This is a genomic window from Flavihumibacter sp. CACIAM 22H1 (assembly GCF_001601815.1).
GTDB lineage: Bacteria > Bacteroidota > Bacteroidia > Chitinophagales > Chitinophagaceae > Flavihumibacter.
Window position 1 is genome coordinate 59901 of sequence record NZ_LUKG01000010.1, and the last position, 8328, is coordinate 68228.

The 8328-nt window shown below is 44.0% G+C and carries 9 protein-coding genes; 5 read left to right on the top strand and 4 right to left on the bottom strand.

Annotation, left to right across the window (positions count from 1 at the left end):
- The 3 genes from pnuC to A1D16_RS05065 all read left to right on the top strand — a co-directional run.
- Positions 1-495: nicotinamide riboside transporter PnuC (pnuC, locus tag A1D16_RS05055; RefSeq protein ID WP_290708174.1), on the top strand; the 495-nt coding region annotated here is incomplete at its 5' end.
- On the top strand, positions 492-1049 hold the full coding sequence (locus A1D16_RS05060; protein ID WP_290708175.1) for an ATP-binding protein: 558 nt from the start codon (positions 492-494) through the stop codon (positions 1047-1049). The genes pnuC and A1D16_RS05060, both read left to right, overlap by 4 nt.
- A complete protein-coding gene (locus tag A1D16_RS05065; RefSeq protein ID WP_290708176.1) occupies positions 1046-2731 on the top strand; it encodes a glycosyltransferase family 39 protein in 1686 nt (561 codons plus the stop codon). The genes A1D16_RS05060 and A1D16_RS05065 overlap by 4 nt, the downstream gene beginning before the upstream one ends.
- On the opposite strand, the gene mtgA is transcribed toward A1D16_RS05065, so the two are convergent.
- The 3 genes from mtgA to A1D16_RS05080 are packed head-to-tail and all read right to left on the bottom strand — an operon-like array spanning position 2732 to position 4715.
- Positions 2732-3445, bottom strand: coding sequence for a monofunctional biosynthetic peptidoglycan transglycosylase (gene mtgA / locus A1D16_RS05070; protein ID WP_290708177.1), 714 nt, complete (start codon positions 3443-3445; stop codon positions 2732-2734).
- A gap of 49 nt (positions 3446-3494) precedes the next feature.
- Complete coding sequence (locus A1D16_RS05075) at positions 3495-4061, bottom strand: hypothetical protein (RefSeq protein WP_290708178.1); 567 nt, start codon at positions 4059-4061, stop codon at positions 3495-3497.
- Positions 4062-4076: 15 nt separating this feature from the next.
- Positions 4077-4715 carry a LysE family translocator gene (locus A1D16_RS05080; RefSeq protein WP_290708179.1) on the bottom strand — a complete coding sequence of 213 codons (639 nt, stop codon included), beginning with the start codon at positions 4713-4715 and terminating at the stop codon, positions 4077-4079.
- A 232-nt stretch (positions 4716-4947) separates the two neighbouring features.
- Here A1D16_RS05080 and A1D16_RS05085 point away from each other — a divergent pair, with 232 nt between their 5' ends.
- The gene (locus tag A1D16_RS05085; protein ID WP_290708180.1) at positions 4948-5607 is read left to right on the top strand and encodes a hypothetical protein; all 660 of its coding nucleotides are present in this window, start codon (positions 4948-4950) and stop codon (positions 5605-5607) included.
- A gap of 93 nt (positions 5608-5700) precedes the next feature.
- A complete protein-coding gene (gene corA / locus A1D16_RS05090; RefSeq protein WP_290708181.1) occupies positions 5701-6831 on the top strand; it encodes a magnesium/cobalt transporter CorA in 1131 nt (376 codons plus the stop codon).
- 6 nt (positions 6832-6837) lie between these two features.
- On the opposite strand, the gene A1D16_RS05095 is transcribed toward corA, so the two are convergent.
- The coding region (locus tag A1D16_RS05095) for a GH3 auxin-responsive promoter family protein (protein ID WP_290708182.1) at positions 6838-8328 on the bottom strand (1491 nt) is incomplete at its 5' end.

The following is an 8328-nucleotide window of genomic DNA, read 5'->3' on the forward strand; positions in this document are numbered from 1 at the left end:
AGTACCACCATTTTTATTTACCTGAGCATTAAAGGTCATTTGTATGGAGAAGCCAGCGTAAATCTTTATTATACCATTATGAGTATTTATGGCTGGTGGCTCTGGGCAAAAAAATCGCCCGATAAAAGCCCGGAATTAAAAATTACCCAGTCTACCAGCAAGGAATGGATACAGCAACTCCTGTTTTTTCTTTTCTTTTACCTGCTGCTGTTTTTTAGTCTGACCTGGTTGAAAAAAGAATTTGCCCCCGAAGCTATTCCATGGGCCGATGCCTTTGCGAGCGCAAGTGCCTATACTGGTATGTGGCTTATGGCCAGGAAAAAAGTGGAGAGCTGGTATTGGTGGATTATAACCGATATCGCTTCTGTTCCACTATATTTTACCAAAGGTTATGTTTTTACGGGATTCCAGTTTCTTATACTAACAATCCTCGCCATGGCGGGCCTGCAATCATGGAAACTTAAGAGTCAATACAGTAAATTGCCGCTGCAATGATGAAGAAAATTGTGATAGTTGGACCAGAGTCAACTGGCAAAAGCACGCTTTCCCAGGAATTATCAGACCATTATGCCAACCAGTACGCAACGGCCTGGGTACCGGAATACGCCCGGGAATACCTCGATAATTTAGGCCGGCCCTATACGTATGAAGACCTTTTAGTAATTGCAAAAGGACAATTGGAAGCAGAAGAGAAAACGGCACTTGCGCTGGCTGAAGCAGCCGGTGACCAGGCTTCTATCCTGTTCATAGACACAGATATGATGGTGATGCAGATTTGGTCAGAATTTGTTTTCCAGAAATGTGACCCCTTTATTTTGAATGAAGTTGCTTCCAGATCCTATGATCATTACCTGTTAATGCAAACAGACCTGCCCTGGACCTATGATAAGCTGCGTGAATACCCTGACCTGGAAAATCGGGAACGGTTGTTCAAACACTATTACGATATATTACAACGACAAAACACCAGCTGGTCTTTGATATCCGGAATTGGTCCGGAACGCAGCAAAGCCGCCATCCGCGTAATTGATAAATTACTTGCCTCATGAATGCAATGACCTCCTCCCTCCAACGCAGGCCGGCGCTGTGGTTTTACCTGGGCTGGTTGGTGATTAACCTGGTACAATCGTATGGTACGGAGCTCCTGCATGATGAAGCTTACTATTGGGTATATAGCCAATATCCCGATTGGGGTTATTTCGATCACCCGCCCATGATTGCCCTGCTTATAAAAATCGGCTACCTGATTTTTCCGAATGAACTGGGAGTGCGGCTATTTATGGCACTCATGAACACAGCTACCCTATGGCTTATTCATCAGCTGCTTATCAAAAAAGACGATCGGCTGTTTTTTGCAATTACTGCCGGCATGGGTGTATTGCAGATCGGCGGAATCCTGGCCGTTCCGGATATTCCACTTACCTTTTTTACAGCCCTCTTTTTCTGGCAATACAAACGATTCCTGGAAAAAGACAGCTGGCTACAGGGCCTGATCCTCGGAGTGGTAATGGCAGGTATGTTATACAGCAAGTACCACGGAATCCTGATCATCCTGTTTACCGTACTCAGTAACTGGCGGCTGGCAATGAATCCAAAAGCATGGCTGGCTGTTATTACAGGTATCGCTCTTTTCTATCCTCATTTATACTGGCAATACACCCATGATTTCCCTTCCGTATCTTATCATCTGAAAGAACGGAATGCACCCGCCTACCAGTTTGCGTTTTCATTGGAATATGTAGCCGGACAAATACTACTTGCCGGCCCGCTGATCGGCTTTCTCCTCTTAAGAGCTGCCAATCAATACCGAACCAGCAGTTATTTCACAAAAGCACTGCAGTGGAGCATGTGGGGCTTTTATGGATTTTTCCTGATCAGTACGTTTAAAGGCCGGGTTGAAGCAAACTGGACCGTTCCTGCACTGGTTCCTGTAATACTGCTTTCTCATGCCTGGCTGGCAGATAATCTTTCACAACGGAAATGGATTTTTAAATTACTTACCCCTTCTCTTATTCTGGTAGTGCTGGTACGGTTGTATATGTTGTCGGATATTCCTTTTTTGACGCGGATTTTTAAGGATGAACTGCATGGAAATGCAAAGTGGGCAACAGCTATAAAAAAGGCGGCGGATGGATTACCGGTTGTGTTTTTAAACAGCTATCAGCGCCCTTCTAAGTATTGGTTTTATTCGGGCGATACCAGTTTTGCCATCAATACAACCGGCTATCGCCGGAATAATTATAATTTCTGGCCCATTGAAAAAGAATGGCAGGGGAAAAAAGTACTGCTGGCAGATAATGGGCTGACGGATCTGGATAACTCCTTCCAGGTTGAAACGGATCGTGGCCCCATTACGGCAGTGGTTCATAGTGCCCTACACTCCTTTTCCTACATCCAGCTTAGTTTGCCACATAGCCCTGCTCAGGCAAAAAAAGGCCAACCCCTCCGGTTAACAGTGGAACTGGGAAAAACCAGTATAACCGCATTTGAGCAAATCCAACAACCGGGGTCTGCCTACCAGGGAATAATTGCCGACCTGTTTGTAGGTAAGTTATTAGTGCAGCGCATCCTGCTCAAAGCCATACAAACAGCGTCCAACAGGTATACACTGGAAAGCAGTGACCTGGTTTCACTGGAGCCAGGCAGCTATATACTGAAGCTTGGGTTGGCTTGTTCCATACCCAACCAGTATTCGCAGAACAGTGCGGCTATACCAATGGAAATCCGTTGATTATTTTTTGGAGTACGGGCCGATAATAGATTGGATTTCGGCGTCGCCGGCAAGATTATTCATTTGCCGTTGAATTACCCAGGCCCGGCCGGCTACATATTTACTGGCGGGTTGAACGATTAATTTTTTAGGATTCGGTAAACAGGCAGCAATTCTGGCAGCTTCTGCTTTACTGAGTTTTGCAGCTGATTTTTTAAAATACGCCTGCGCAGCGGCTTCGATTCCAAAAATACCCGCCCCCATTTCGCTCACGTTCAGGTACATTTCCAGGATTCTTTTTTTACCCCATATCAGTTCAATCATAAAGGTAAAATAGGTTTCAAGCCCTTTCCTGATCCAGGACCTGCCCTGCCATAAAAAAACATTTTTGGCAACCTGCTGGCTAATCGTGCTGGCGCCCCGTACACGATTGGGTTTTTTTTCGTTGTACTTCATGGCTTTCTCAATGCTTTTCCAGTCAAATCCTGAATGATCGGCATACAACTGATCTTCCGAGGAAATAACCGCCAGCTTTGCATAATAAGACATTTCATCAAAGTCGACATAATCCCGCTTCAATCCATAACCGCTTACCCAATTCGACAATTGGGTGAGTGTAATGGGCGGGTTCACCCATTTTAGTAACAGGATATAGAGAAACTGCCCAATCACCAGGATGAGCAGGAGTTTTTTAAGAAATCTACCAATACGGGGAACTAAACCTTTTGTCTTCACGTAAACACCAGAAATTGTTGCGGCTGCAATATAGGTAAAATGATACGGCTCACTTGTCCGTCATCTTCACATAAACGATCTTGTAATTTTTTCCTTTTTTTTCACGGTGCCGGTGAAGGCGATTGAGTAAAAATCCACCCCCCGCCACAGCACCGGCTATTCCGAGGGAACGCAGGTTAGCCGGGTCACCAATGGGCTCTTTTCGATAGGCGCCGTTGATCAGATTCAGTACGGCATAGCCCACTCCGCCAATCATAAAAATGCTCCCGTTTTTTACAAAACCCCAGCCCTCCTTTTTATTATGAATGATCTTAAATATTTCCTGGTAATGCAAACCATAAACCATTGAACCCAGCGTATCTACTTTAGACGTACCAAGCTGGGTTATATAACTGACGATTTGCCATTGCCGAACAAAAATTGAATCGTTCCGGACAGCTTCGATAGGACCATTGATATACTGCCCATTTACATGCTGAAATTCAATGCGACTACCTTTAAAATAACTGGCAACATGGCGATTATTGGCTCTTTTCAAAGAAATAAAATCTCCCATTTGAGCCTGCGAGGCGGTTGCACAACAAGCCATTACCAACAGTAAGAACAGTCTTCGCATAGGTAGTTGTTTCATTCAGACTTTTTCCAGGTGAAAAGCTAGTCCCCACAGCAGGGCGATGCCAAATCCCACCAATATTACACCCGATATTTTATTTACCACCGAAAGATTATGCAAGGTGAGTTTTTTTCTCAGCTTGCCCGCCAGTAATACTTTCAACGCGTCTGCCAGCATATTAAAAACCATACAGACGGTAAAAATCAACACCCTGTCGCGGAAGGAATGGGTTACTGCAAATGCCGTGGCATTAATTAACCAAAACAGCAGCACACTCGGATTCAGGCTGTTGATCAGAAAGCCGGAACTGAAAATCTTGGCTATATCCCGTTTACGAAACCGTTGCTCCTCCCCATTCGCTTGTTGGGTGAGTTGTACTTTTTTTAGAAATAGGTAAAAAAGACCCATTCCAATCAGGAATATGCTGCCGATATAACCAATGGTTTGTTTGTATTGTAACAGGGCTTTTACCCATTCGGAAAATACATTGCTCAGGATAATCAGTATAATATCGCTTACCCATACCCCCGCAACAAAACTGAATCCGCCCTCTCTACCATTGTTTAAACTTTGTTTAATAATAGTAAAAATCACCGGTCCAACTGATAAAGCCAGTATGCTTCCAAGCGCCAATCCTTTAAGTAATGCGTCTATCATGCGTGCAATCAGAAACGTAAAAATACTCGTTCCTGTTACATTCGGTAGAAAGTTTATAAAACTATTGCAGAATTAAAAACTTTATACTTCTTTTGTTTTCTGGAGTAAATTACCCACTTACCTCAGTGCTTTAAAACCCTCATTTTCGAATTATCTGCACTGTTTAGCTGCATATCCGTTGAATTCCGCCCTCCAATAGCCAGTTAATTAATTCATCATTTAAACTTAAGGTATGCGCATCTTATCATTAACAAGAGGCATTATTGCCTTTTTACTAATCAGTTCGGGTAGTTTAGTGATCTCTTCCTGTCAGAAATCTGCCGATGCAGAAAATGGCAGCGAAAGACCCAATTCTCTTGCCACCATGGAGGGGGTCGTTGGTACTGCTTCCAGTACAGCCAGTGCTATTACGTTCTGCAAAACCCGTGATTTTTGCTTGTGGGCTGGGCAAACCATCAATACTGGCAAAGTAGTTATTGGTAACGACGATAATAATTTATACGTGGTTATCAATTCCCTGGAAGGCTTTCAGAGCGTGAGTGAAAACGTGAAAATCTGGGTGGGTGATAACCTGGTTGATCTGCCGACGACTCCACAGGGTACTCCCATCCCCGGAAAATTTCCGTATAAACTTACGGTTGATCCCAGTTATACCTGGTATACCGTAACAATTCCTTTTTCTTCTATCAAAACATCCGGCACATTGGATTGCAGCGGTAAAGGGCTGTATGTATATGTTCATGTAGATGCAATTGCCAAGAAAAAAGGAGAAACTGCCTGGGGAGGAAATTGCCTGGCTGACGGGCCGATCAAAACGCATGGTCGCTGGTACTATAACATGACCTACAGCACCGGTTGTTGCGATGAGTGTACCTGCAAAGACACGAACTAAGTAGCCATATAATAGTTATTTTTATGGGCGATCGGCTTCGGCTGATCGCCTTTTATATTTAGTACCGCTGTGTTTACTGCTTAATTTGATCGTATGATTCGCGAAACCATCGAAAGCGCCATCACCCGGCCAACAAAAAAATACCTTCGCTACCTGGGGATCAAAAACCTGTTTGGAACAGATCGTACCAAACAGATCCTGAAAGTGAATCCCACGATTTTGCCACATCGGGAAGAAGCCAGGGAAATACGGACCTATGTCTATGACTACAACCCGCAATCCATTGAAGAGCATGAATTCAGAAGTGTAGAACCTTGTTTTCAATTTCGCCAGAGTAACCGGATCAGCTGGATTAATATCGATGGAATCCGAAAATCAGACGTTGAGCTCATTTGTACACATTTTGAAATTCACCCTCTTTTAATAGAAGATATACTAAGCATTCAGCAACGTCCTAAAATGGACGAGGTGGAAAATGTGCTGTTCTGTTTATTAAACATGCTTTATTTCAATGAAGTAAAAGGAACGGTTGAGCAAGAGCAGATCAGCATTGTGTTAGGAAAGGATTTTGTAATAAGTTTCCAGGAAGATGCCTCCCGCGATGTATTCAATCCCCTGCGCGAAAAGCTGAAACTGAGCAATTCAAAAATCCGCCAGCGATCGGCCGATTATCTTTGTTATTCCATGCTTGACATGATTGTGGATAATTACTTTACGGTGATGGAAAAGCTGGGCGAGCGGATCGAGGACCTGGAAGAACAGGTGATTGCCAGTACCAATAACAGGGCCCTGGCGAGAATCAGCTCACTCCGGAAAGAATTGATTGTACTTAAAAGAAATATAGCGCCCGTTCGTGATTTATTAAATGGAATTATCCGGAGTGAAAGCGACTTACTCGACGATCGTACCACCAAATACTTCAAGGACGTATACGATCATATCATGCAGGCCAATGATCTCTGTGAAAACTACCGCGATGTGATGGTCAATATGCAGGATCTCTATATCAACAATGTTAACCTCCGGATGAATGAAGTAATGAAAGTAATGGCCATTGTAACCTGTTTACTGGCGCCGGCCACGGTAATTGGTGGAATTTTTGGCATGAACTTCGATCGCATTCCCTACCTGCATCATAAAAATGGATTTTATATTGCCGTTTTTATGATGCTGATTATTCCCGTTTATATGTTATGGGTATTCCGCAAGCGAGGTTGGTTCTAAGCGTTGTTATTTCCGTAAAAATTCCTGCCAGTCTTCCAGCATTTTTCCCTTCAATACCCTGGGAAACTTATGTTGGCCACCGACCTTACCCTTTGATGCCATGAACTGCATAAAGTGGTCTTCAGGTAAAACATCCAGGAATACTTCTTTTAACGCGCTTTTTCTTTCAACGGCATAATCATCATTTAGTTCCATCAGGAACTGATCTATTTTATCACGAAGCAGGTTGGCATCCACCATATCATCTGAAGCAACATACCAGTGGTGTGCAAAGAATGTTCCATAAGGTATACCGGCTACAGTAAATTCAGGTATGGAAACATTTAGTTCTTCGGCTGCTTTTTTTAGGGCCCGGTTCATATTATCCACACTCAGGTGTTCTCCAACCAGGCTCAGGAAATGTTTGGTGCGGCCGGTGATCACAATTTCCCCTCTTGCCGCATCTGTAAAACGCACGGTATCTCCAATCAGGTAACGCCAGGCCCCTGCTGCCGTGCTAAGCAGGATAGCGTAATCCTTTCCCTCTTCCACTTCATGAATCATGAAGGCTTTATGGTTTGCCATAAGGTTTCCTTCCGCATCAAAATTTTCGTCGTCAAATGGTACAAATTCAAAAAAGATATGATCGTTGATGCTGAGTTTCATACCCCTGGCAGCCTGGCGATCCTGATACGCAATAAAGCCTTCCGACGCCAGGTAGGTTTCAATATAGGTAAGGGGCTTGGCCAGTAATTGTTCAAAGCCCTTTTTATAGGGTTCGAAGGAAACGCCTCCATGAACAAAAAAAGAAAGGTTCGGCCAAATATCATGGATGGTAGTAAGCTTGTAGCGCTCAATTATTTTTTCCATACACATCTGGATCCAGGCAGGTACACCAACCACAAAGCTGATGTCCCAATTCGGTGCCTCCTCTACAATTTCTTCCAGCTTGTCGTTCCAGTCGGTCATTTTCGCAATCTTTTTTCCCGGCTTGTAAAAGGGGGTAAACCAGAAAGGAACTTTTTTTGCAGTGATACCACTCAGGTCGCCGGCATAATAACCCTGGCCTTTTTGCAACTGGGTGCTTCCTCCCAGCATCAGCCAGCCTTTACGTAGGTTTCCAAAAGGGATATTATTGTAATGGCGTAAGGAAAACAGTTGTTTGATCATTACGATCCTGTTGCCTGCCAGCAGGTCTTCGGTAATCGGAATGTATTTACTGGCTGATTCTGATGTGCCGGAAGACAGCGCATAATATTTGATCTTTCCCGGCCAGCAGATATCCTGTTTTCCCTCCAGGGTTTTATGCCACCATTCTTTATAGATAGCGTTATAATCGTGGCTCGGAACCAGTTGCTGAAATCGTTTCCCCGGATGTTTGCTGAGCATAATTTCATCAAACCGATAATGCTGACCAAACTCTGTAAAGCGGGCTTTTTTTAGCAGCTTTTTCAGCACTTTTAACTGCTGCCGGCGAGGTGAACTTTCCGGTAGGCGTAAGGCCTTGGCAATCGTCTT